Source organism: Maribacter algarum (ex Zhang et al. 2020), assembly GCF_005885635.1.
Classification (GTDB): domain Bacteria; phylum Bacteroidota; class Bacteroidia; order Flavobacteriales; family Flavobacteriaceae; genus Maribacter_C; species Maribacter_C algarum.
Genome location: NZ_VATY01000001.1, coordinates 240,256 through 264,896, shown reverse-complemented (window position 1 = coordinate 264,896; position 24,641 = coordinate 240,256). Strand labels below are relative to the sequence as shown.

27 protein-coding genes are annotated in these 24,641 nt (G+C 37.3%); 20 read left to right on the top strand and 7 right to left on the bottom strand.

Annotated elements, in window-relative coordinates; genetic code table 11:
* Nucleotides 1-59 precede the first annotated feature (59 nt).
* Complete coding sequence (locus FEE95_RS01170; RefSeq protein ID WP_138656005.1) at nucleotides 60-482, top strand: winged helix-turn-helix transcriptional regulator; 423 nt, start codon at nucleotides 60-62, stop codon at nucleotides 480-482.
* A gap of 37 nt (nucleotides 483-519) precedes the next feature.
* On the opposite strand, the gene FEE95_RS01165 is transcribed toward FEE95_RS01170, so the two are convergent.
* The gene (locus FEE95_RS01165; RefSeq protein ID WP_138656004.1) at nucleotides 520-1,080 is read right to left on the bottom strand and encodes a hypothetical protein; all 561 of its coding nucleotides are present in this window, start codon (nucleotides 1,078-1,080) and stop codon (nucleotides 520-522) included.
* A 4-nt stretch (nucleotides 1,081-1,084) separates the two neighbouring features.
* The gene (locus tag FEE95_RS01160) at nucleotides 1,085-2,587 is read right to left on the bottom strand and encodes a helicase HerA-like domain-containing protein (RefSeq protein ID WP_138656003.1); all 1,503 of its coding nucleotides are present in this window, start codon (nucleotides 2,585-2,587) and stop codon (nucleotides 1,085-1,087) included.
* A 154-nt stretch (nucleotides 2,588-2,741) separates the two neighbouring features.
* Here FEE95_RS01160 and FEE95_RS01155 point away from each other — a divergent pair, with 154 nt between their 5' ends.
* Nucleotides 2,742-4,505 (top strand): PQQ-dependent sugar dehydrogenase, encoded by a 1,764-nt coding sequence (locus FEE95_RS01155; protein WP_138656002.1) that lies wholly within the window; start codon nucleotides 2,742-2,744, stop codon nucleotides 4,503-4,505.
* A 56-nt stretch (nucleotides 4,506-4,561) separates the two neighbouring features.
* Entirely contained in the window at nucleotides 4,562-5,194 is a 633-nt protein-coding gene (locus FEE95_RS01150; protein WP_138656001.1) for a 7-carboxy-7-deazaguanine synthase QueE, read from the top strand.
* Between the two features lie 3 nt (nucleotides 5,195-5,197).
* Here FEE95_RS01150 and FEE95_RS01145 read toward each other — a convergent pair whose 3' ends face one another.
* The 4 genes from FEE95_RS01145 to FEE95_RS01130 are packed head-to-tail and all read right to left on the bottom strand — an operon-like array spanning nucleotide 5,198 to nucleotide 8,133.
* Nucleotides 5,198-5,575 (bottom strand): DUF7079 family protein, encoded by a 378-nt coding sequence (locus tag FEE95_RS01145; RefSeq protein ID WP_138656000.1) that lies wholly within the window; start codon nucleotides 5,573-5,575, stop codon nucleotides 5,198-5,200.
* A gap of 12 nt (nucleotides 5,576-5,587) precedes the next feature.
* Nucleotides 5,588-6,436: a hypothetical protein gene (locus FEE95_RS01140; RefSeq protein WP_138657532.1), complete on the bottom strand. Its 849-nt coding sequence runs from the start codon at nucleotides 6,434-6,436 to the stop codon at nucleotides 5,588-5,590.
* Between the two features lie 60 nt (nucleotides 6,437-6,496).
* Nucleotides 6,497-7,381: a hypothetical protein gene (locus FEE95_RS01135; RefSeq protein ID WP_138655999.1), complete on the bottom strand. Its 885-nt coding sequence runs from the start codon at nucleotides 7,379-7,381 to the stop codon at nucleotides 6,497-6,499.
* A 44-nt stretch (nucleotides 7,382-7,425) separates the two neighbouring features.
* Nucleotides 7,426-8,133, bottom strand: coding sequence for a class I SAM-dependent methyltransferase (locus FEE95_RS01130; RefSeq protein WP_138655998.1), 708 nt, complete (start codon nucleotides 8,131-8,133; stop codon nucleotides 7,426-7,428).
* A gap of 55 nt (nucleotides 8,134-8,188) precedes the next feature.
* On the opposite strand from FEE95_RS01130, the gene FEE95_RS01125 reads away from it, so the two are divergent.
* Genes FEE95_RS01125 through FEE95_RS01115 form a run of 3 tightly spaced genes read left to right on the top strand, consistent with a single transcriptional unit; the run spans nucleotide 8,189 to nucleotide 10,110 of the window.
* Nucleotides 8,189-8,710 (top strand): DUF2059 domain-containing protein, encoded by a 522-nt coding sequence (locus FEE95_RS01125; protein WP_138655997.1) that lies wholly within the window; start codon nucleotides 8,189-8,191, stop codon nucleotides 8,708-8,710.
* Nucleotides 8,711-8,712: 2 nt separating this feature from the next.
* Nucleotides 8,713-9,210, top strand: coding sequence for a YkgJ family cysteine cluster protein (locus tag FEE95_RS01120; protein WP_138657531.1), 498 nt, complete (start codon nucleotides 8,713-8,715; stop codon nucleotides 9,208-9,210).
* Between the two features lie 57 nt (nucleotides 9,211-9,267).
* A complete protein-coding gene (locus FEE95_RS01115; RefSeq protein WP_138655996.1) occupies nucleotides 9,268-10,110 on the top strand; it encodes a sterol desaturase family protein in 843 nt (280 codons plus the stop codon).
* Here FEE95_RS01115 and FEE95_RS01110 read toward each other — a convergent pair.
* Entirely contained in the window at nucleotides 10,107-11,345 is a 1,239-nt protein-coding gene (locus tag FEE95_RS01110; protein WP_138655995.1) for an exo-beta-N-acetylmuramidase NamZ family protein, read from the bottom strand. The genes FEE95_RS01115 and FEE95_RS01110 overlap by 4 nt on opposite strands.
* Nucleotides 11,346-11,348: 3 nt before the next feature.
* Here FEE95_RS01110 and FEE95_RS01105 point away from each other — a divergent pair, with 3 nt between their 5' ends.
* The 14 genes from FEE95_RS01105 to FEE95_RS01040 all read left to right on the top strand — a co-directional run bounded on the left by FEE95_RS01105 (nucleotide 11,349) and on the right by FEE95_RS01040 (nucleotide 24,587).
* On the top strand, nucleotides 11,349-12,593 hold the full coding sequence (locus FEE95_RS01105; RefSeq protein ID WP_138655994.1) for an ABC transporter permease: 1,245 nt from the start codon (nucleotides 11,349-11,351) through the stop codon (nucleotides 12,591-12,593).
* Between the two features lie 48 nt (nucleotides 12,594-12,641).
* A complete protein-coding gene (locus tag FEE95_RS01100) occupies nucleotides 12,642-14,003 on the top strand; it encodes a pyridoxal-phosphate dependent enzyme (RefSeq protein WP_138655993.1) in 1,362 nt (453 codons plus the stop codon).
* A 56-nt stretch (nucleotides 14,004-14,059) separates the two neighbouring features.
* Nucleotides 14,060-15,460 (top strand): CotH kinase family protein, encoded by a 1,401-nt coding sequence (locus tag FEE95_RS01095; RefSeq protein WP_138655992.1) that lies wholly within the window; start codon nucleotides 14,060-14,062, stop codon nucleotides 15,458-15,460.
* Between the two features lie 9 nt (nucleotides 15,461-15,469).
* Entirely contained in the window at nucleotides 15,470-16,246 is a 777-nt protein-coding gene (locus tag FEE95_RS01090) for an aldose epimerase family protein (RefSeq protein ID WP_138655991.1), read from the top strand.
* Nucleotides 16,247-16,252: 6 nt separating this feature from the next.
* Nucleotides 16,253-16,885 (top strand): Crp/Fnr family transcriptional regulator, encoded by a 633-nt coding sequence (locus tag FEE95_RS01085; RefSeq protein WP_138655990.1) that lies wholly within the window; start codon nucleotides 16,253-16,255, stop codon nucleotides 16,883-16,885.
* Between the two features lie 173 nt (nucleotides 16,886-17,058).
* Entirely contained in the window at nucleotides 17,059-17,649 is a 591-nt protein-coding gene (locus tag FEE95_RS01080; protein WP_138655989.1) for a DinB family protein, read from the top strand.
* A 100-nt stretch (nucleotides 17,650-17,749) separates the two neighbouring features.
* Nucleotides 17,750-18,265: a hypothetical protein gene (locus tag FEE95_RS01075; protein ID WP_138655988.1), complete on the top strand. Its 516-nt coding sequence runs from the start codon at nucleotides 17,750-17,752 to the stop codon at nucleotides 18,263-18,265.
* Between the two features lie 171 nt (nucleotides 18,266-18,436).
* Nucleotides 18,437-19,201: a DUF6090 family protein gene (locus tag FEE95_RS01070; RefSeq protein WP_138655987.1), complete on the top strand. Its 765-nt coding sequence runs from the start codon at nucleotides 18,437-18,439 to the stop codon at nucleotides 19,199-19,201.
* A gap of 185 nt (nucleotides 19,202-19,386) precedes the next feature.
* A complete protein-coding gene (locus tag FEE95_RS01065) occupies nucleotides 19,387-19,803 on the top strand; it encodes a VOC family protein (protein ID WP_138655986.1) in 417 nt (138 codons plus the stop codon).
* 320 nt (nucleotides 19,804-20,123) lie between these two features.
* The gene (locus FEE95_RS01060; protein WP_138655985.1) at nucleotides 20,124-21,017 is read left to right on the top strand and encodes a DMT family transporter; all 894 of its coding nucleotides are present in this window, start codon (nucleotides 20,124-20,126) and stop codon (nucleotides 21,015-21,017) included.
* Nucleotides 21,018-21,155: 138 nt separating this feature from the next.
* On the top strand, nucleotides 21,156-21,935 hold the full coding sequence (locus tag FEE95_RS01055; RefSeq protein WP_238474483.1) for a helix-turn-helix domain-containing protein: 780 nt from the start codon (nucleotides 21,156-21,158) through the stop codon (nucleotides 21,933-21,935).
* Nucleotides 21,936-22,078: 143 nt separating this feature from the next.
* The gene (locus tag FEE95_RS01050; protein WP_138655982.1) at nucleotides 22,079-22,642 is read left to right on the top strand and encodes an NAD(P)H-dependent oxidoreductase; all 564 of its coding nucleotides are present in this window, start codon (nucleotides 22,079-22,081) and stop codon (nucleotides 22,640-22,642) included.
* A 90-nt stretch (nucleotides 22,643-22,732) separates the two neighbouring features.
* Nucleotides 22,733-23,218 carry a nuclear transport factor 2 family protein gene (locus FEE95_RS01045; protein ID WP_138655981.1) on the top strand — a complete coding sequence of 162 codons (486 nt, stop codon included), beginning with the start codon at nucleotides 22,733-22,735 and terminating at the stop codon, nucleotides 23,216-23,218.
* A gap of 193 nt (nucleotides 23,219-23,411) precedes the next feature.
* Nucleotides 23,412-24,587 carry a cytochrome-c peroxidase gene (locus FEE95_RS01040; protein WP_138655980.1) on the top strand — a complete coding sequence of 392 codons (1,176 nt, stop codon included), beginning with the start codon at nucleotides 23,412-23,414 and terminating at the stop codon, nucleotides 24,585-24,587.
* Nucleotides 24,588-24,641 lie beyond the last annotated feature (54 nt).

Here is a 24,641-nt window from a genome sequence, read left to right as displayed (position 1 = left end):
AATTTACATCTTCTTTTTATGATTTAAAAGAGGTATATGAAACATAATTAAGTACCCAAATGGAAACTATTACTGAAAATCAGAAGGTTAGGGCCGCAAAAAAATTAAAAAAAATGTTTGGGCATGTTGACCTTAGGGATACATCTTTGATTTGCCCCATACGTGATGTTATGGCCGTAGCATCTGATAAGTGGAGTATTTTAATTGTGCTTTATTTAGGATATTTTCCAGTTTTACGTTTTAACGAATTAAAAAAGAAGGTTTATGGCATTTCGAACAAAGTCCTCAGTGAGCGTCTCAAGCATTTGGAAGGTGATGGCTATCTAAAACGCACGATGTATCCTGAAGTTCCGGTTCGCGTGGAATATAAACTAACCGATTTCGGACATTCTTATCTTCAAAAACTTATAGAACTTACGGAATGGGCGGAGACACATAAAAATTGCGTGATTTCAAACCGAACTAGTTATCATGGAAGTTAGTAATCATATGGAATACTAATTTCGATTCAAAGTGTAATTACTCCCATCCCAACATCATATACTTAATCTTGGCATCATCGGGTATTTGAACGGCTTCGATGTTTACACTTGAAGCATACCGTAAACTTGACGGTAGCTCTTCCTTGTCAATTGTGAAGTAGAGATCACTATTTTTTATAAAAACAACCACATTTTTAGTTGAAGTTAATAACTTGCCCAGTTCATACTTGTCTTTGATTTCCTTAAAGGTACTATTTAGGCCAATACCCAATTCAGTTTTGAAACGTGGATCTTGAATGCGTACGTTTTCAATAGTTGGAATACTATCTGAGCTTGGGGTTAAGGTTAGTAAATGCTCCCCACCTTTTTCGAAAACATCGATTTTTTTAGCACCAAAGCCGACCAGAAGCCTTGCCGTATCCTTTACAATAGAATCTTGTTCATAAATAATCTCTAAATCGCGAGCAAGACTAGACTTATCGAGTTTGCCAATACTAGATTTTGTAATTAAAAAAGTAGTGTCCTTTGGAGCCTGTTCACAGTTAGCTATTAAGAAAAGACTCAAAACTACAAGTACAGTTATTGTTATTTTCTTCATAAAACTATCGTAATACCTTTTTTAGCACCCCGAGCACACCTCGTATAAAGGTCGCACTTGTCAATACTTTTATTACAGGGTTTTGACGTGTACTCCTCCTCCTCGAAGATTTGGACTTTGGTTTTGCCTTTTCTTTTTCAGCAGCCTTCTCAGCTTTCTCAATTTTTTCATTAAGAATTTCATAGGCGCTTTCGCGATCAATAACCTCTCCGTATTTTTTGACTAGTTTTGAGCTTTTTATAGCGGTTTTCAACTCGCTATCCGTAAGCACATCCATGCGGCTCATAGGTGCTCTTAACAGTGTTGCTGCTAGGGGAGTTGGTCTCCCTTTCTCATCTAAAGCTGAAATTAGGGCCTCACCAATTCCGAGAGAGGTCAACACTTCCTTGGTGTTATAATAAGGTGATTCCGGATAATTTTCTGCCGTAAGTTTTATGGCCTTTCTATCTCTGGCAGTAAAAGCTCGTAGCGCATGTTGAACTTTTAGACCTAGTTGCGCCAAAACCTCATTTGGCACATCAGTCGGGTTTTGGGTAACAAAATATAGTCCTATGCCTTTAGATCGTATTAATTTAACAATACCCTCAATTTGGTCAAGTAAGGCCTTGGAAGCTTCTTTGAAAATGAGGTGTGCCTCGTCAATAAAAAGAATTAATTCTGGGGAGTCACTATCACCTTGCTCAGGAAAAGTAGAATAAATCTCCGCCAGCAAACTCAACATAAAAGTAGAAAATAGTTTAGGTCGATCCTGTATATCCGTTAAACGGATGATGTTAATATATCCTTTTCCATTTTTGTCAATTCGGGTTAAATCATCTACTTCAAATGACTTTTCACCGAAGAACAAATCTGCCCCTTGTTGTTCTAACTCGATTATTTTGCGAAGAATGGTTCCTGTAGAACTTGTAGAAATTCTGCCGTAGTCCTTTGCGAATTCTTTTTTGCCTTCTCCGGTTGCATATTGCAGTACTTTTTTGAAATCCTTTAAGTCTAGTAACGGCAATTTGTTATCATCGCAATATTTGAAAACCACTGCAACGATACCTTCCTGTGTTACCGTCAAATCTAGAATACGTGATAAGAGGGTAGGTCCAAATTCTGAAACAGTTGCTCTTAATTTAACACCATCTTGTTCGGATAGGGATAATATTTCCACTGGAAAACCTTTGGCTTCAAAAGGAAGTCCAATTTTCTGGTGGCGTTCATCTATTTTTGGATGACCCGGACTAGGTTGTGCTATTCCACTTAAATCACCTTTTAAATCCATCAATAAAACCGGAATACCCTTTTCAGATAAATTTTCTGCGAGAACCTGGAGTGTCTTTGTTTTTCCTGTACCAGTGGCACCAGCAATAAGACCGTGACGGTTTAAGGTTTTTAAGGGGATTTTCACATAAGCATCGGTAACTGCTTCCCCATCAAGCATCGCTGCCCCCATGGTTATAAAATCGCCTTTTGTGGTATATCCTTTTTCAATATGTGAAAAGAATTCGTCTCTGGTACTCATTTGGTTTAATTTGGGATAAAAATAGGGGATTTTTGGGCAACACAAAAAGAGATTAATGCTGGTGCCAACAAAAAGCAGTAATTTGTGTAATCTAAGCTATTGATTTAGACGAACCTGTCTTAAATATGCTTGGTATAATTTTTTCTAGGTTCAAATGTTATATCTCCATAAGAAACTACTCCGAGGGTTATTTCAACTGCTATTGGTCATTTGTTTTACTTCTTGTAATTCTACCGATAAGAAAAACCGAGAGCAGAACGAAGCCAAAGTAGATACCTATGATACTGCCGAGCTTACGATTCAGCGCGGAATGGTATTGTTTAACCAGCACTGCGCGAGCTGTCATAATTTCAGCGAAAATGTAATCGGCCCCAACTTGGCGGGTGTCACTTCGGAGGTATCCAAAGAATGGCTAATTGATTTTATCAAAAACCCCAAGAAAAGTATTGAAAGTGGTGATAAAAGAGCGGTCGAGCTTTATGCAAAATACAAGTCTTATATGCCATCATTTGAAGTCATACGAGGAAAAGACTTAGAAGACTTGTTAGGGTTTATTCATAAATTTTCTGAAGCCGAAAAGAGGAATGTAAACAATAGACCTGGAGGAATCCTAAATCCGATACCTGAAAAAATCCCTGATTCGGATTTGACTCTGATCATCGAAGAATTGCTAACGGTTCCATCAAGTTCTGAAACAGCTCCTAAAGCGCGAATCAATAAACTTTCGGCCCTTAAAACCAAAGAAGGTGAACGTCTTTTTATTGCTGACCTAAGGGGGAAGTTATACGAAGTAGTTGGTTCTGAAGTGAACACTTTTCTTGACCTGAAGGTCGAAATTGAGAATTTTATTGATAACCCTGGCTGGGGAACAGGCTTGGGCAGTTTTGATTTTCATCCTGAATTCCACTCGAATGGACTTCTCTATACCACCCATACGGAACCATCAAGAATTGCAACTGCTGATTTTGAACTTCATGATACCATTTCTTCAAAATTACAATGGGTATTGACCGAATGGAAGATGGATGAGCCATCTGCTTTGTATTTCTCAGGAAAGAAAAGGGAAGTCTTACGTGTAGATATGGTAACTGCTGCCCATGGTTTTCAAGAATTGACTTTTAATCCCTTGGCAAAAAAAGGAGAACCGGATTATGGACTTTTGTATTTAGGAATTGGGGACGGAGTTGCCGCTCTAAGGGGCTATCCGTTTCTATGTGACAATCCGGGGAGTATTTGGGGAAGCGTCATTCGAATTGACCCAACTGGTAAGGATAGCCGAAATGGTAAATATGGTATTCCTAAGGATAATCCATTTGTAAGCGACCCAGATAAACTCGAAGAAATTTGGAGTTATGGCTTTAGAAACCCGCATCGCATTTCTTGGGATGAAGCAGACTCTGGTACTATTTTCGTAACCAATATTGGACAGCACAGTCTAGAGGAAGTGAACCTTTTAAAAAAGGGGGCGAATTACGGCTGGCCTAATCGTGAAGGTACTTTTTTGTATGATGTTAATGCGAATACTGAAATAGTATATCCGCTTCCGAAGGATGATGGAGAATTTTCATATCCCATTATTCAATACGACCATGATGAAGGCAATGCCATTTCTGGTGGTTTTACTTACAATGGTTCCGAAATACCACTCCTTAAAGGTAAATACATATTTGGTGACATTCCCAGGGGAACGCTCTTCTTTTCTGAGCTATCCGATATTAGTGAGGGAGAACAGGCTGAGATATATAAATTGGGTTTAGAATTAAATGGAAGAGTGACCAGCTTTAGTGAAATGGAGAAGGGGCAGCGTGTTGATCTTAGATTTGGCAGGAATAGTTCTGGGGAATTATTCATTTTTACCAAAAGCAACGGAAAGGTATATGAAGTTGTTGGTTGTAAAAACATGAGTGTTTCCCTTTAGGAAATATACATGCTATCATTTCAAATATTACAATCGTGTTTTTCTATCTTTGCACGATGGTTAAAGACGACGTTTTAGCATTGGTAGATAAGGGATTGATGCTTCCGTTAATGGAAGAATTTTACACAATCCAAGGTGAAGGTTTCCATAAAGGAACAGCCGCTTATTTTATTCGGGTCGGTGGTTGCGATGTTGGCTGTCATTGGTGCGATGTTAAGGAAAGTTGGAATGCCGAACTGCATCCTCCAACATCCATAGGGCATATTGTTGAGAATGCTGCGAAATATTCTGATACTATTGTTGTTACTGGGGGTGAGCCCTTGACTTGGGATATGGGACCTTTAACTGCATCTCTAAAGGCAAAAGGACTTCAAACGCATATCGAAACCTCAGGGGCCTATGAACTTACAGGGAATTGGGATTGGATTTGCCTATCCCCTAAAAAAAATAAACTCCCTTTTGGTAAGATTTACGACGAGGCCCATGAGTTAAAGGTCATAGTTTATAATAAACACGACTTGATTTTTGCCGAGGAACAAGCCCCTAAAACAAATGAAAATTGTATTTTATACTTGCAGCCCGAATGGAGTGTAAGAGAAAAAGTAACACCTTTAATTGTGGATTATGTTATGCAGAATCCAAAATGGAAAGTTTCCCTACAGACGCATAAATATTTGAATATTCCTTAAAAGTTAGGAGCTCAATTCTAAATACTTTTTCTCAAGTTTTATCCAGTGATCTTTGTTCATTCCTTTGAAGCAAAAATACATGAAGCGATTGAAAGCGCTTTGAAATAGGGTTTTCTTCTGAATTTTACTTCTGATTTCATTCACTAACCATTCTTCTTGAAAGCCTGTCCAATTTCCTGCTACGCTTAATAAATTCCAAAACAATACTGGGAAAATCTCTTTTCTATCGATTTGCTTCACCTCTCTTATAGAATACTTACTTTTCTTGATGACAGAAGCTATGCGTTTGAAATCGTAATCTTGAAGTTCATTATCAACATACAAATCGGAAAGCGCAATCCAAATGGGTTTGTGGTCCTCAATATTTATTTTAGGTGTCATTTACAGATGGATTTATCTTCCTCCGTTAGATTTTAAATCGAGAATGCATTCGTCATCTAGCGAGGTTGTATTCTTGAGGGACTTAGAAGTACTACTCTTTAATATTTTTAGTAGGCTCTTTTCATTGAAAGAGCAAGCTGACTTGAGCCAGTCATTTTCTTCAGCATAGCTTGAAGATTTTCCAACGCGGCTAAATTGCAGTTCAGCACCCATCAAACATCCTGCAATATTGCAATGATTTTCAGATTCAGGATCTTCATGTTCATTTACCGGTGTTGACCCTAAATCGACCAACCCTAATAAATGTCCAAATTCATGTTTAATAGTCGCTGTTTCGACGACTGATTCTCGAATAATATTGCGAACAGCTATTCTTCTAACAGTTGGCTGATATATCACCATAGTTGTATTTCGATATACCGCTCCTAGGGTAGCTCCTTCATCATCCGAGGAAGAAGGTGCATCGGTAAAATAAATATATACCCCCAAGGTTTCTCCATCATTGTAAACGGTTCTATTCTCAGTTTCAAGATCTGCTATTTCTTCAAGAGTAAGGGTTTCTTTGCCAGGGGAAGGTAGTTCATTGAACACTATTTCAATATCCTCTTTGAAGGTATAGGTTTTCAAATAGTTTTCAAGTACTATTGTTGTCGCCCGGGTAGGTCTGAAACCCGTAACATAGGCAATTTCTATTTTTAGTTTTGTAAAGGTATCGTTTGAAAGAATATCATTGGCTGATTTACCGATGGCTAAAAGATTTGCCGATTTAGCCGCTTCTTCACTGCTAGAGTCATCTGATTTTTTACATGAAAAAACGAGACCTAAACAAAGTAAAATAGTCCAAATTTGCAAATGCCTCATCTTCATAGTTGTAGTCTAAAAATGTACTTAACTACTGCCTCAATATAGCTTTGTAAGACATTATCTTCCTCCATTCGATCTCAAATCAAGTATACATTCAGCATCAAGCGGAACAGCATTGACACTACCTTTTTTAGTATTACTTTCCAGAATTTTAAGAACACTTATACTACTTAGTGAACAACTTGGTTTAATTTCTGTTTTTGCAACAAGGTTTGAAGATTTTCCATTTGATTGACCAAATTGCAATTGTGCACGCATTAAACACCCAGGAACATTACAATGTGCTTCGGCATCAACATCCTCATGATCATTTACTTGGTCTGTCCCAAAATTTACTAAACCAAACAAATGTCCGAATTCATGATTTAAAGTTGCGGTTTCAACATCAGCATCGGTTATTAAAATACTACGAGCAGCCAGTCTTCGAATGGTCTCTTCATGAATTACTATTGTTGTATTTCTATACACTGCCCCCAAAGTGAGAATACCTTCGTCTTCTTTGTTGTCATCAGCAGGTGCATCTGCAAAATAAATATAAATACCCAAGGTTTCCCCATCATTGTAAACCGTCCTATTTTCAGTCTCAAGATCAGCTATCTCTTGTATGGTTAGTGTTTCTTTTTCAGGAGAGGGCAATTCATTAAAGACCATCTCAATGTTTTCTTTGAAGGTGTATGTTTTTAAAAAGGCAACGAATTCATCCATGGATTCTTGGGTAGGTCTAAAACCAGTGACGAACGCAATTTCTACCTTGAGTTTCGTGAACTTATCATTTGAAAGAATGTCGTTTGCGGAAGCTCCTGCAGCGAGAAGATTTGCCGATCTGTCAACTTCAACTACAGGATCTTCAGTACTGTCAGGAGAAGTATCATCAGACTTTTTAGAACAAGTTATGGTAAGTCCTAAAAAAAGAAATAAAATCCAAATACGTAAATGCTTCATCTTCATAGTTTTTATCTAAAATAACGCAAAAATTAGACCTTCTATTATTTTTTTAGGGTCAATCTGGCTAAATAGTCGAAATGTTCGCCTAAACTTACGATTTCACAGTTGAAATGGTTGGTGTTTGCTGCTCGTTTCAAGGTGTTTTGGTCAAGATACAACCAAGTGAAGGGTTCACTTTCTATATTTTTATAACTCATGGTATAAGTGACTTCACCATAGTATTCTTGGTGAGTCGGAATCCATCTGCCACCGTCATCATCTTCATCGAACATATAAATGATATCACTTGAATCCAATAAAATTTGACCACCGGGTTTAAGGAGTTTTTTCAAATGGGAAAGAAACCCACCAAGATTTTTGAGTTCTCCCGCCAAACCAATACCATTCATTAAGAGAAGTAGGGTATCAAATTGATTTTCTTTATAATTCAATATGTCTGAATGAATCGAATTTTCAATTCCGCGAAGTCGAGTAGTGGCAACAGCTCCTTTTGAGAAATCCAAGGCCGTTACTTCAAAACCTTTTTCTTGTAAATAGAGACTATGGCTTCCAGCTCCGCAACCAATGTCCAAAACTTTTCCTTTACAAAGATTCAAAGCTTTTTGTTCCAAAGCGGGCATTGCTTCAAAGTCTCGAAAAAGGTGGGTCAAAGGAATTACATCTTCCTCATCCAATGAGGACTTAGTAATGATATCTTCGGTATACAAGCCTTGCTGATAATCGAAAATTGCATCGCCCAAAACATCCATGGTAATATAATTTGTAATTTGTGCAAATGTGGCAATTTTTGCCTTTATTGAATATATGATGAGAACTTTAAAACTATTTTTTTGTTTGTTTCTGGCGATTTCGTTCAACAGCAATGCTCAAGAGACAGACTTTACCTCTGAAGTTGCGACTTATTTGGAGAGTAATGGCACTTTGAACCAATATGAATTTGCCTATGATGAACTTCTCAAAATGTTGGGGAAGCAGTACCCAAAATCTGAAAGCACGGCAAATGGTTGGGAGTTTCTTGAAAGTAACAAAGAAAAAGCTGTTGCGGAGATAAAAAAAGAGTTGGTACCTATATACCAGCAAAATTTTGAGCGATCAGAAATTAAAGAGATGACAACTTTCTATCGAAGCCCTACAGGAAAGCAGTTGACCATTGACCGTTCCAAGATGTCTGCCATCCAAAAGGAAGAATTGAATGCCTTTTACAATTCAGATTTGGGGAAAAAGATTCTGGCCAAACAGCCTATTTTGGCAAAGGAAGTTTCGGCAGCATCTGAAAGTTGGAGCAGAGATTTGTATGAGACAGCATTGAGTCTATTGAAGGAATAATGATGATGGAAATATTAGAAGAACTTCCCGCGAAAGCGAAAGAAAAACATGCTGAGAACAAAAAGTACTTTGCAAAACTTCGCAAAAAACCACCCAAACAACTAGACTATCTGATGCAGGAGTTGCATGAGGCAGAATTTCAAAGAACAGATTGTCTAGAATGTGCGAACTGCTGCAAAACGACCGGGCCTTTGTTTACAAATGCTGATATAGTACGTATTGCGAAACATCTTAGGCTGAAGCCTCAGCAGTTTATTTCGACATACCTTCACTTAGATGAAGATAATGACTATGTGCTTCAGCAAGTGCCTTGTTCTTTTTTAGACGCGGATAATTACTGTTCTATTTATGATGTAAGACCCAAAGCGTGCCGCGAGTTTCCACATACAAACCGGAAGAAATTTCAACAAATCACTGCCCTGACTCTGAAGAATGTGGCTATCTGTCCAGCGGCATTTAATATTGTTGAAGAGATGAAACGAAGAGTTCTGCTGAAATAAGGAATTACCATAATCAAGAAATACTATTGACCTGATACTTTTGTATATTTAAACCCTATGGAAGAAATAATTAGTTATTTTGAATCTATTCCCCCCTTACATAGATCTTTGATTTTAGTAGGCGGAATTACTTTTTTTTGGTTGCTAGAAGGTATTTTGCCGCTCTTTAAATTTAAATACAAAAAGTGGAAACATGCGCTGCCAAATTTCTTTTTTACATTAACAACAATTGTGATTAATTTCCCGCTGGCGTATCTATTGTTGAAAACTTCCGATTGGACTATTGCAAATGATTTTGGTATCATCAACTGGCTACCGCAGATGCCACTTTGGTTATATGTTGTGCTGGGTCTAATGCTTTTGGACTTAATAGGCGCTTACACTGCTCACCTAGTAGAACACAAGGTAAAACCTTTATGGATGATACATTTAGTACATCACACCGACCATAATGTTGATACAACTACTGCCAATAGACATCACCCATTAGAAAGTGTAATACGCTATATATTTACCTTAATAGGGGTTTTTCTAGTTGGTGCTCCAATAGGTGTTATCATGTTATATCAGAGTTTGTCTGTTGTATTGTCACAATTCAATCACGCCAATATTCAATTGCCAAAGAAGGTTGATAGGGCATTGAGTTATGTAATTGTTTCTCCAGATATGCACAAAGTACATCACCACTATAAATTACCCTACACGGACTCCAATTACGGTAATATATTTTCTTTTTGGGATAGACTGTTTGGAACTTATTTATGGTTCGACCGTGAGCATATCGTTTATGGGGTAGATACTTTTTTTAATGAAGAGGAAAACAGTAAGATCGGAGTGCTTTTGAAACAACCTTTTCATAAATACCGGAAGCCAACTGGTTATGAAGAAACTGCAGGTTAATTATAGAGTAGATACTTTTTTCTGATTTTTTTAAACTTTTCTAAATCGGTTTGCCAAGAATTCTTAATTTCTTGTTCCGTGAGCCCCAATTCAATCTGTTGTTGTAGTTTTTTGGTACCCGCATGCCTTGTGAAACCATTGGTAATAAAGAACTTTGATTTATCAGTCGAATTTTTATAAGCGTCGATAATCCATTGCAGCGTAACTTCGTTCATTTTCGAAATTTTAGACAAGTCCTTTCCGTAGCATAATTCCCCTTTTTCCTTAGGGTTTTTTGACCCGAAATTAGGTTTTGGGGTATACGAAAAACTGTATTGTGTACTATCCAAAAATGAAGCGCCATACCGTTGAAATTGAAATTCTGTACCTCGACCGGCATTCGCGTTCGTGCCTTCAAAAAGTCCAAGACTTGGGTATAGATTAATGGCCTGGTCATTAGGTAGGTTTGGCGAAGGTCGTATTGGGAGGTGATATGGAGTGATATGTGTCCAATTTTGAAGCGGAATGATGATGAGGTTTGCTTTCAAACCATCTGTCAGCATACCTTCTTCGTTAATCATTTTGGCATATTCACCGATGGTCATTCCGTAAACCAAGGGTATTTCTGTCATACCCAAGAAGCCGGTGTTTTCGGCTTCCATTGTCGGTCCATCAATATAATGCGCATTAGGATTGGGACGGTCTAAAACTAGAACAGGGATATTATTTTCTGCGCAAGCTTCCATAACCAATTGTAACGTTGCGATATAGGTATAAAAACGCACCCCGACGTCTTGAATGTCAAAAAGTACAACATCCAATCCTTTTAGATGTTCAGCAGATGGTTTTCTATTTTCCCCATGAAGGGAAATTAAAGGGAGTCCGGTTTTAACATCAGTACCATCTTTCACTTTTTCCCCAGCATCTGCTTGACCTCGGAATCCATGCTCAGGAGTAAATACTTTTTTAACTTCTATATCTAAAGTGATTAGGGAGTCTACGAGGTGTGTGTATTGATTACCTTTAAAAATTACACTAGTTTGGTTAGCTACCATACCAACCGATTTCCCTTTGAGCATCGGAAGATATTTCTCGGTCTGATTAGCGCCTATCTCAATGGCTTTTAGAATTTCTGATTTTTCCTTGACTTCAGCAATAGCACCATTTGCCTTTTCCGTTTTTTGAGGGCTTCCACAAGTGGATAAGATTAAAAACCAAATGAAAACTGTACTTTTATATCCGGAAAAAAATGCCATAGATTGAATTTTGAATACTTTATCGCCAAGCGACTAATTCGTGGTGGTGCTGATAAAATTAGCATTTCCGCACCAATAATAAAAATAGCTATTGCAGCTATTGCTCTTGGTATTCTGATGATGCTGATAGCCATTGCCACAGGAGATGGTTTGAAGGTGAAAATTCGTGAAAAAGTTACCGCCTTCAATGGGCACATTCAAATTTACAACTACGATAATAACGATTCGGATGTCTCGGTGGTTCCCGTTTCATTGGAACAAGATTTTTATCCCGAGTTTAAAAACGTAGATGGGATAGTCCATGTACAGGCAGTCGCTAGTAAAGCCGGCGTCATTCGTACTGAGGAAACATTTGAGGGAATGATAGCCAAGGGAGTTGGCAAGGAATATAACTGGAAAGTTTTAGAGGAGTATCTCATTGAAGGTCAACTACCCAATTATACCGGAGACCTAAATGATGAGGTACTGATGTCAAGAATAATGGCGAATCGCTTGCAACTAAAAACAGGGGATACTTTTTTTTCAGTTTTTTTTAAAGATGATTCTAGTAAATCATCCACCCCGAACCAAAGAAAGTTCAAAATCACGGGTATTTATGATAGTGGTTTTGAAGAAATTGATGGAGTATTGGTTTTTGTTGATATCCGCCATATTCAACGTATGAACAAATGGGATTCCAATCAAGTAGGAAATTTTGAGGTTTTCTTAAATGACTATGATGATATCAGGGAAAAAACCTTAGAAATTCATGGTAAAACATTTTCAACCTTAGATACCCAGAATATTCAAAACAAATACCGCAATATATTTGAATGGATTGGTCTTTTTGATTTCAATACGGCTTTGATTATTGGTATTATGATTCTTGTTGCTGGTATTAATATGATAACAGCTTTGTTAGTACTCATACTAGAGCGAACTCAAATGATTGGAATATTAAAGGCATTAGGTTCATCTAATTGGAGTATTCGAAAAGTATTTTTATATAATGCCACCTACCTTATCGGAATTGGTTTACTCTGGGGAAATATCATAGGACTGGGAGTTATCTGGCTTCAGAGCAAATACAAACTCTTTAAGTTTCCGAATCCGAAAGAGTACTATATCGAATATATTCCAGTGCATATTAACTTTTGGACGATTCTGATATTGAATATTGGCGTTCTGCTCCTTTGTTTGTTAATGCTTTTACTTCCTTCTTATATTATTACAAAAATCACCCCGGTTAAGGCAATCAAGTTTGAATAAAACAATAAACGCTTTCTATCTGCTACAAATCCATAACTTTGCAAGCATATGAAGTACGCTGAAAATATCCTAGGTACCATAGGTGACACACCTTTGGTAAAACTGAATAAGCTGACAGCTGAGTTACCATGTTTGGTGCTGGCGAAATACGAGACTTTTAATCCCGGAAACTCCGTAAAAGACCGTATGGCAATTCAAATGATTGAAGACGCCGAAGAAGCGGGAATTTTAAAACCAGGTGGTACTATCATTGAAGGCACATCGGGTAATACAGGTATGGGCTTGGCCCTTGGTGCTGTGGTAAAGGGCTATAAGATGATTTGCGTAATCAGCGATAAACAATCCAAAGAAAAAGTGGATATTTTAAAGGCCGTAGGTAGTGAGGTTTATGTTTGCCCTACGGATGTTGCTCCTGATGATCCGCGAAGCTATTATTCTACAGCCAAACGATTGGCAAAGGAAATTCCAAATTCTTGGTATGTAAATCAGTATGACAATCCTTCAAATACGAAAGCACATTATTTAAGTACGGGACCTGAAATTTGGGAGCAAACTGAAGGTAAGGTCACTCATTTTGTCGTTGGAGTTGGAACAGGCGGTACAATATCTGGTGTGGGAGGGTATTTAAAAGAACAAAATCCGAATGTAAAAGTTTGGGGAATTGATACTTATGGTTCGGTTTTTAAAAAGTACCACGAAACGGGTATTTTTGACGAAAATGAAATATATCCCTACATCACAGAGGGAATAGGTGAGGATATCTTACCCAAAAATGTCAATTTCGATATCATAGATGGCTTCACAAAAGTAACGGACAAAGATGCGGCGATTTACACGCAGCGATTGGCTAAAGAAGAGGGAATGTTTTTGGGGAATTCCGCTGGTGCAGCGATAAAAGGATTACTTCAATTAAAGGAACATTTTACCAAAGACGATGTCGTGGTAGTGCTATTTCACGATCACGGAAGTAGATATGTCGGCAAGATGTTTAATGATGACTGGATGCGCAATCGTGGCTTTTTGGATGATGAGGTTACCAAAGCCATAGATTTGATTAAAGATCATATCGAGGAGCCCCTTGTTACCGTAAAAACAGAAGAATTGGTGATGCATGCGATAGAACGAATGAAGAATTACAATATTTCTCAAATCCCCGTTGAGGATGTTGATGGCTTCGTGGGTTCTGTTGATGAAGCAATACTGTTTCACGCTATTATGGATGACGCTTCGGTAACTTCAAAGCCTATAAAGGAATTTATGCAAGAACCTTTCCCAATCGTAGATCGAAATACTTCCATCGACAATGTTGCCAAATTAATTAATAAAGATGTGCAGGCCGTTCTGTTGGATTTGGGAGATGGCAAACATCATATCATTACCAAGCATGATATTATAAGCGGACTACATTGAATTCCTTAGAGATATCCCTGCGTTTAGTTTCGTTATCTTTAAAGAAAAATTGCTTTATGTCGAAAAAGAGAAACCTACTTCTTTTAACTTTACTACGGTGCTTTTTTGCATTCACACTGCTAGTGGTTGTATCGTCCTGTAGTAGTGATGATAATCCTATTGATGTCCCAGAAGAAGGTCAACCTGAACCTCCTGAGACAGGTACTGAAAATGGGCTTACCTTAATTTCGGTGAATACGAATGGAGTTACCATTCCCGATGAACCTAAAATTGATGCGAAGTTGACAATTACTACGGATGGGCAAGTCGTTCATACGGGTGATATAGGCGTCGAGATCAGAGGTTCTTCGTCACAATTTTTCCCTAAAAAGTCATATGGGGTTGAAACTTGGGATTCTGATGGTATGGACATCAACGTTTCGCTCTTGGGCATGCCTGAAGAAGAAGATTGGATTTTACATGGTCCTTATAGCGACAAATCCCTAATTCGAAACATGTTGATTTATGACTTGTCGCGAGACATGAATCGCTATGCAAGCCGGACACAGTTTGTCGAATTGGATGTTAACAGCGGAAAAAAAGGGGTTTATGTTTTTATGGAGAAGTTAAAGCGCAACGATCAGCGTATAAATATCAACAAATTAAAGCCGGATGAAAATTCAGGCGAAGATCTTACAGGAGGTTATATTATTAAAATAGATAAGAATGATAAAGGTGGATACACCCCGCAAAACTCCTTTAATTCAGTGTATCCGCCTAGTAATTCTACTATGGGCCAAGAAATTCGGTTCTTATACGAATATCCAGATGAAGATGATATTACGGTCCAACAAAGGGATTATATTTCAACTTATGTAGCAAATTTTGAAGCTGCACTTGCCTCTGATGATTTCGCTGACCCAACTATTGGTTATGCAAATTATATTGATGTAGATAGTTTTATAGATTTTTTTATTCTTAATGAAATTTCCAACAATGTAGATGGCTATCGTATCAGCACCTATATGCACAAAGACAAGAACGGAAAGTTGAATATGGGACCTATATGGGATTTTAACCTGGCTTTTGGAAATGCGGATTACTGTGGTGGAGGCGAAACGAATGTGTGGGCCTACAAGTTCAATGAAAGATGTCCTGACGATTTTTGGGCCATACCTTTTTGGTGGGATAGATTATTGGAGGACCCCGCTTTTGTAGCGAAATTGAAAAGTAGGTGGAATGAATTAAGAGGAAGTACATTAGCAGATGCGGCTATATTTGGTAAAGTTGACTCGTATGTGACTACTTTGACTGATTCAAAAGCAGTAGCCACCAATTTTGGTCTCTGGCCAATTCTTGGAAGTTACGTTTGGCCAAATAATTTTATCGGTAACAATTACGGAGAGGAGATTACCTATTTAAAACAATGGGTTTCCGCTAGGACACTCTGGTTAGACGATTCGATAGCTGCACTTTAACTATTTACTATGATTCTAGAACATGGAGCTCAAATATTAAGAATTGACGCGGGTGAACTTGTAGGCTACCAGGTGAATGGTCATGAATACATTCATCAAAAAGGCAGTCCTGGTTGGGGTAATTCAGACACTGAAATGTTTCCGATTATCGGGCCAACCGCTGAGGCAGGTTTTCAAGTACAGACTCCTCGCGATGCCGCTATACAGGATCAACATGGCTTACTTCGTGAGCTAGAGTATGAACTGATTTCTCAAACCGAAACAGAAGTAGTTTTTAAAAAAAGCTATACCGCTAGAACTCCAGTTAAGAATTCAAAACATCCTGAGAAATCGAATAAGCCATTTTTATATTGGACTTATGATTTCGAATTCGAAAAGAAGTTTAATCTAACTGAAAATGGACTAGAAATTTCTTTTACGGTTTATGGTGAAAGGGATACGCCCTTTATGTTAGGGTATCATCCTGCCTTTAATTTAGTTACTGAAAACCCTGTTGTTATTGCAGAAGAGCACAGTATTTCACTTTCTCAAGTAATGGCTGTTGGAAGTCGGGCCTTTAAAGTAATTGGTTACGAAGAAGTGATTCTAAAAGATAAAAATGAACTACAAATTCGTACGGAAGGTTTCGGTAACTTTATGTTGTGGACAGAAGTCCCGAATATGATTTGCATTGAACCAATCACTTTTTATCCCTACGAAGTAGAACAAAAAAATCTGCATGAGGGATTTCAGTATTTGCCGAGCAGTTCAAAGACCTTTAAAGTTTATATCTCCGTAAACGATTAGGATTTTATGAGAGCCGAATTACAACAACAGTACGGGTATCTTTTTGAGGATGAACTTTTAGCTGAAATAGATGCTACCGGCATGTATAAAAACATTCCTCAGGGTCAGACCATTATGGATATTGGTGAACCTATAACGCATATGCCGCTATTGCTCAACGGCGCTATTAAGATTCTTCGAGAAGATAATGAGGGAGATGAATTGCTCCTTTACTTTTTGGAAAAAGGAGATACCTGTGCCATGACTTTTTCTTGTGGAATGGGAAAAACCAAAAGTGAAATTCGGGCTGTTACCGAAAGTGATACCGAGCTACTTATGGTTCCCGCCCAAAAAATGGAAGTTTGGATGGCCAAGTATCCCTCATGGCAGCAATTTATAGTTGACAGTTACCATACAAGAATGATGGAGCTTTTAGAGACAGTTGATACGCTTGCATTTCTTCGCATGGATGAACGTCTACTAAAACACTTACAAGACAAGGCCAAAGTCACTCACGATGATAGCATTCATACCACACATCAAGACATAGCTTACGACCTTCATACTTCTCGGGTAGTGATTTCACGCTTACTTAAAAAATTGGAAAAAGAGGGTAAAATCGAAATGCATCGGAATCACATTAAAGTGCTTGATTTATAATTCGGGGGGTAAAATAGAATATAGAGTAAGTGACAAATGTCATCCTGACCGGAGTCGAAAGGCTACAACGCTAAGAACTCAATCAGAAGTTCAAGTAAATTCCATAAACTCAAACCTTCACTCACAATATCTTTCTTCGTAAATTTCAACCCAACAAACTCAAAACCCAACAAATGAAACTTCTTCTGCCCATTGTACTGGTTTTAATATCGCTAACCGTACAATCCCAAAAAACGATGAATGATTCTTTACCGTACGCTAGCATACCTGAAGCACCACAAGAATATACCGCTGGTGCTGTTATTGCAAGAATGGTAGATGGACTTGGGTTTAGATACTATTGGGCCACTGAAGGTCTTACCGACAATGAATTGGATTATGCCCCTGGCAACGAAGGCAGAACCATTCGACAAACTTTAACGCATCTTTATGGACTCTCAGAAGTAATTGCCAATTCAGCCAAAAAAGAAGCGACCGACCGTACCAAGAAAACTCCGGATATGACCTTTGAAGAGACGCGGAAAGCAACTTTGATGAATTTTAAAACAGCAAGCGAACTTTTTCTTAAGACTGACGATTTAGGAGGGCTCCCCGTAATTTTCCAACGGGCCAATGGGGAATCAGAATTTCCATTTTGGAACAACATCAATGGTCCTATTGAAGATGCCGTTTGGCATGCGGGGCAAATTGTAGTTTTACGTCGTTCAGCGGGTAACCCGATTAACCCTAAAGTGAATGTTTTCCTGGGGAAGTTGAATGAATGAGTAATATCCTAAAGCATACCAAAAGTGTCTTTATCATAAGCTATTACCCTTTAAAGAGCTATTTTAGTTGTCATAAAACAAGTTGTAAAACATTTTGAAAATGCACAAATTAATAACATCCCTTTTAATTTTATTTGCCTCCATAAATGTGTTTTCTCAAGATGAATATTTCAAATTGCCAAATGCTAAAACTCAAAAACCTTGTTTGATTTTCAACAAAAAAATTATTGGAAATGAATATTTAATGAAGAGTTTCGGAACTTCAGAAGAAGAAGTCAAAGAGAAAGTCAAAGAAATAGCAGTTTTAAAAGGCAAGGGAAATAGAAAGGAAAACGATTATTATAATCTTACGGACTACGGACTCGTATTTTTGGACTTGAAAGAAAGTCCTGAAAGTAAAACGCAGACGGAATTCAAAGAATTTTTCGGACTGGACAAACAAAACGAAATCTATATTGACGGCTATTTATTAGAAAGTAAAAAATATCGAATTGCATTAACCGGAATTACGGAGATTGAAATTGTTGAGCCAGATAACGCAAATGGACTTAAAAGCAAAGCACTTAATATTTGGACTTTAGCTAAAAGCGAAAGATATCGAGAAAACGCAAACTAACCGAGAAAAAACGTTTTACAACAACGGCTAAAATTCATTGCTTGCGGATTTCCTAAACGGAAATCACGCGCAAAAAGCTATCTTTAGGTTCGGCTGGATTGTCCTTCGGACGAATCACAGCAACGAACCTTAGCCCAACCGTTGTGCTTCATTATGACAAACCGCTAACCAATGATAAAATTCTTTAGAAAAATTAGACAAAAAATGCTGACTGAAAACAAATTCAGTAAGTACTTGATTTATGCAATCGGAGAAATTATCCTTGTTGTTATTGGGATTTTAATTGCGCTTTCTATAAATAATTGGAATGAAAATTCTAACCAAGATAAATTGGAATTAGAAGCATTAAAAAATTTAAGAGAGGATTTTAATTTTAATCTTTCAGAGTTAATTCGTATTGATAGTGTGAATACAAAAAATATCAAATCTTGTGTACAAATACTCAACCACACTGGTAAAAGATATACAGAAGAGTTTATTTTGGAAAAACACTTAAATGCTGCTGCTGCATCACCAGATTATAGTGCTAAAAATGGTTTTCTAAACGATTTAATAAGTTCAGGAAACCTTGGTTTAATAAAAAATAGTGTTTTACGTAATCTTTTATCATCTTGGCTTACTGAATTATCTGAATTAACATTAAGAGAAGAAGCCTCGCAAAAAACCGATTTTGAATTGATTGATTTTATTATTAAAAATGGAAGTTATCTTGATGTTGATGAAATAGTCGGTTTTAACAACAACTTGAATCTAAAATTACCTAAATCTGGATTTGAAATTGATAATAACCAAATGCTAAAAATGCCAGAATTTGAAAATAGAATTGAAAATCAAATTATCTTTTTCAACATTGCAACTGAAAAATATAAGGATTGTATGAACTTGAACAAGGAAATACTTCAACTTCTGGAATCTGAAATAAAAACAAAAAAATAACGAAAGAACAACAATGGCTATAAGTAATTGCTTGTTCTCGCCTACTTTGGAAATTCCTGCGGAATTTCCAACTTGATGTGTACTTGTAAAGTTAAGTGCTAACCCACGCAACTACTCATAGCCGAGACCGTTGAGCATCATTTTGTAGCGACAAAACAAGTAAATTGCAATATAAATAATTTCTGATGGCAACAGTGAATCCATACCTTTATTTTAATGGCAATTGTGAAGAAGCATTCAAATTTTATGAAGGAGTTTTTCGCGCAGAGATTTCTTACATTGGACGCTATGAAGATGTTCCAAAAAAAGACAGACACATTTTTCAAGAAAAGGACGAAAAAAAAATTATGCATGTCACTTTGGATATTAGTGAAGAAACATGTTTGAATGGGGCTGACTATACAGAAGGATATGAGGCCTTAAAAGGATATAGCAACTTTGGCCTTATCATCCATTCAGAGGGTAAAGATGAGGCGGACAGGTTATTTAACGAACTCTCTGAAGGTGGACAAAAAACATTGCCAATGCATACGACATTCTGGGGGTCTTATTATGGTAATTGTGTGGACAAATTTGGCATTATGTGGAAGATTACGACCTAATTAAAATAATTCATTCATCCTCTCCTACCTATAAAAACGAACGCTCGACCACGGCTACAATTCATTGTGGTTTTACCTTACACCAAAAACTATAGCCGAGATCAATATTCATAATGAAATACGGCATAATCAAGCATGCATAAAGTGAACATTTAATGTTAGTATAATTCAAGTCGGTTTTGTTAGACCTCAAAATCCATCAACTTGAACCGATTATCCATATTTCATTTTTAACATTGCATAACTTTGTAGTGCGATAAGTAAACTTCTTCTTTCATGCAATTATTTTGAAATACAAGAAGAACCAATTAAATGATAATATGAAGGGAGTGTCATTTCTAATTATAGCTGTTCTTTTCTGGGCACTCAACTTTCATCTCGGTAAAACCATGATGGATTATGCTTCTCCCAATGTATCCGCTTTTTGGAGGTACTTTTTTGGTGTAGCTACCCTAGTGATTTTGACCTTTTCTACTTTTCCCTCTTGGTCAAAAATCAAAGCCAACTTTAAAGGGATATTTTTAGTCGGGTTTATTGGGTTGTTTGGTTTTATCTTTTTCTTTTTTCAAGGTTTGAAATATACCTCGGAGATGAACGGCGCTCTTATTATTGCCCTGAATCCGGCAACTACCCTCCTGCTGGTATATCTTTTACAGGGCGGCAAACCTGACAAAAAACAAACCATCGGAATTGTACTGGCCTTCATTGGTGTGGTTTATCTATTATGTAAAGGAAATCTTCAAATGCTTCAAAATATTGATTTCAATAAAGGAGATATCTTTTTTCTAATCGCGAACCTCGCTTTCGCATTTCAAAACATTTGGATTAGAAAATATATGAACGATTTGGGCAATCTCAATTTTACCGCACTTACCAATTTGTGTTGCTTATTCGGGTTTATACCCTTATTGTTTCTTGAAAGTGAATTTCAGCTTAACTTACCCCTCGAGTTTTGGGGTGCAGGAATAGTTATGGGTGTTTTTGGAACCGCCCTGGCCTATTACAGCTGGAACTATGGCATTGCCCAACTTGGTGCGGCAAATGGGGCCGTTTTTCTAAACGCCGTTCCACTTTTCGTTGCTTTGTTTGCCCTCGTATTTGGAGCACAGTTATTTGGATATCATATCGTAAGTAGTATATTAATAATTCTAGGATTGCTTTTAGTGCAAATTAAGAACAAACGTAGTATGGCAACTGACCAAACTGCCCCTTGAATTAATCAAGTTAATAACAATTTGGAAATTCTTATATAAAGAAAGTTAAAACCTAATTGCATCCCTTCGATATAGTAGAGTCATATGATAATTAGTCGTTCAACATTCGATTACCAAGGTAAAGTGCTTATTGAAAAAATGAAAATGACAACCCCATACAAGTATGAGGCCATTTTTGAAAACAGTGGTTGTTTTATCTACTTCAAAGACCGGGCACCCAAATTACTATCTGCTGACCAGAACGTTCAAGTGAACAGTCAAGAGGCTGTATTATTGAAATGCGGAAATCATTTTTTAGAACTATTGAAACACACTGAGGAAGAAGAAGTAGAAGCAATGATTGTTCATCTCTATCCGGAGATATTGAAAAAATTGTATGCTAAAGAACTCCCCAAAATTATAGCGCACAACGATTGCAATGAGCGAAGTGAAGTTGTGGTTTCAAAAGAGGTGATTTCAAGGTTTATTGAATCGTTGGAATTCTATTTCGAGAACCCCGCCTTGATTAATGATGATTTATTAGAACTTAAAATAAAGGAGCTGATTCTTTTGTTAATACAGTCAAAGAATGTGTGTTCAATACAAGAATTAATATCCGACTTATACTCGGCACGAAGTGTTCAAATAAAAAAGGTAATCGATTTACATCGGTATTCCAATCTTGGGTTGGAAGACTTGGCAAAGTTATGTAACCTCAGTTTATCTTCCTTTAAAAGGGAGTTCACCAAAGTATTTAATGATTCACCAAACAATTATATTACCAACCAAAAGCTTCAAAGGGCTAAAGAACTTCTTCGTGTAACGGAAATGCCCGTTAGTGAAATTGCCTACGGTGTAGGCTTTAATGACCCCTTATATTTTACTAGAACCTTTAAAAAGAAGGTAGGTAGTTCTCCAACTGAATTTCGTCAGGGATAATCTCGCTGAACCGATAGTCCATATCAACGGACTTTTTCTCCATTTACTAGATAAGCTATCACTATACCTTTGTGTCAGTAATCAAGTACAACACAAATTACCTGTTCTAATAATTAAAAGAACGTTTTTAGATACAAGTATACATGGAGAAAACATTGGTCATAGTAACGCACCCAAAACTAGGTAGCTCTAAAATCAACAAGCGTTGGATTGAAGAGCTTCGTAAATATCCGGAAAGTATTGTTGTGCACGATTTGCATGCCGAATACCCTAGTTTGGAAATTGATTTACGACGAGAACAACAATTATTGGAATCTTTTGATACGGTCATTTTACAATTCCCCTTTTATTGGTTCAATTGTCCGCCATTTTTAAAGAAATGGATTGACGAGGTTTTAGCTCACGGCTGGGCGTATGGCAAGAATAGTGGTTACAAGCTTGCCGGTAAGAAATTTGCCTTGGCAATTACTGCTGGTATTAAAGAGGAAGACAATAAAGCTTCTGGAAGGTATGAGTATACACTTGAGGAATTAACGAGGCCTTTTGAAATTACCTTTAAATATGTAAAAGCTGATTACCAAACATTGCATGCGTTCTATGGTGAGGAGCATAATCCAACAGAAGAATACATTGAAGAGAATACGAAGGACTATATAAACTTTATTGAGAACCTAAAAAAAAAGAACAAAGAAGCGATTCTCGGTTAATTAAGAAGACTTGATTTTTGAGAACGATTCTGATTTGAAATAGCAAACATCGATAATACGAGCATATTAATTTGAACATAAAACAATCTTATGAAAAAAATACTTTTAACATCAATAGCAATAGGTCTTTTGGCATTCCATAGCAATGCTCAAGAACGTAATTCAAATACTAATATAAATACATCTAAAATGAATATTCAAGACGAGAAACATAGTTTCAACGAAATAAAAGAAGTAGCTAAAGCTTTAGAGCCTTACATAACAGCTGCGAAAACCGGAGACGGTAAATTAGGTCGATCTGCTTTTTTTGACCATGCTCATATTGTAGGTTCAATAGGCGGGACACATTACAACATGACCGCTGACGATTTTCGAGGTGCGGTGGATCAAGGAGGCCCTTCGGAAAATGTACAAAGCCATATCGCCTGGATTGATATTTCTGGACCCGCAGCCGCGGCCAAAGTAGAATTTATCGATTGGAGTGGTTTGCGCTTCACCGATTTCTTTGTCCTCTACAAAAATGATGGCGTATGGAAGATTAGTGGAAAAGTCTACGATTCGCATTCTAATAATTGATTGGTGAATTAACAGTACCCAACAACATACATGAATATTGAAATTAGCGCAGACTTAAGAGTCTGCGCTTTTCAATTTTCAGTGGTTCAATGAACAAAATACTTAAATTAGTTTCTTTCTAAAACCTAACATTAGTCATAATTCCCAATTCTCCTTTTTGTTAACTTTACAATTGGTGTCTCAAAACCTACGTATGAAAAGCCGTTGCATTTTTATTATTTCTGCCGTAGCCTTGCTAATAAGTGGTTGTAGAGAAGAAAAGTATGTAAAAGTTGCCGTGAATGCCCCAAAGGTTTCTACAACAATCACGGCACTTCCTGAAAATGTGAAATTTCCAGATGATAATCCGTTTTCCGAAAGAAAAGTAGAACTAGGGCGATTACTTTTCTTCGATCCAATTTTATCGGGCAACAAAGATGTGGCTTGCGCAACCTGTCATCATCCCAGTAGTGGCTATGCTGAGTTTCGGGATCTCTCCATTGGGCCAAATGCACGCGGATTCGGTAGTAAACGTAAGTTCAATGCGCAGAATGACATTCCCTTTGTAAAGAGAAATTCACAAACCGTTATTAATACTGCCTTTAATGGAATTGACACTCGAGATAGGTACGACCCTGAAACTGCTACCATGTTTTGGGATGAACGCGCTAAAAGTCTTGAAAAGCAAGCTTTAGAGCCTATCAAGGCATTTGAGGAAATGAGAGGTCATGGCTTTGAAGAAACCGAAATTTTAGAAGAAGTAGTAAAACGCCTTCGGGAAATTACAGAATATCAGGAATTATTCGCGGCTGCTTTCGGAGGTAAGAATGCAATATCGGTCGAAAATTTAGGTAATGCAATTGCTACTTTTGAACGAACCCTTGTAACGAACAATTCGCGTTTTGACCAATTTATGAGAGGTGACGAAGACGCTATTTTACTTTCCGAAAAAGATGGCTTCGAACTATTCAAATCCGTCGGTTGTGTGAATTGTCATAACGGACCGATGTTTTCCGATTATAAGATTCATATTCTAGGCGTTCCAGATAACAACAAATTAGTGGAAATTGATAAAGGGGTCAGGGATAGTTTTGCCTTTCGTACACCTTCTCTGCGGAATCTTCGTTTCACAGCTCCATATATGCATAACGGTAGCCTAAAGAACCTAAGGCAAGTACTTGAATTTTATGAAGATATTGCCGGAGGAAAGGAAAGAAATCCATCCGTATCCAAATCACAGTATGACCCATTTGTTCGTGAATTGAAATTAAGTGTGAAAGAAATGTCTTTGATAATTTCCTTTTTAAACACTTTGAATGACGATAGTTTTGATAAGACTATTCCTGAAAACGTTCCTAGTAGATTACAGGTCGGTGGAAACATTCAATAACTTGAAGGTAACTAGAGTTACAGCCATTTCCACATTTAAACGTAAATTTGGGCA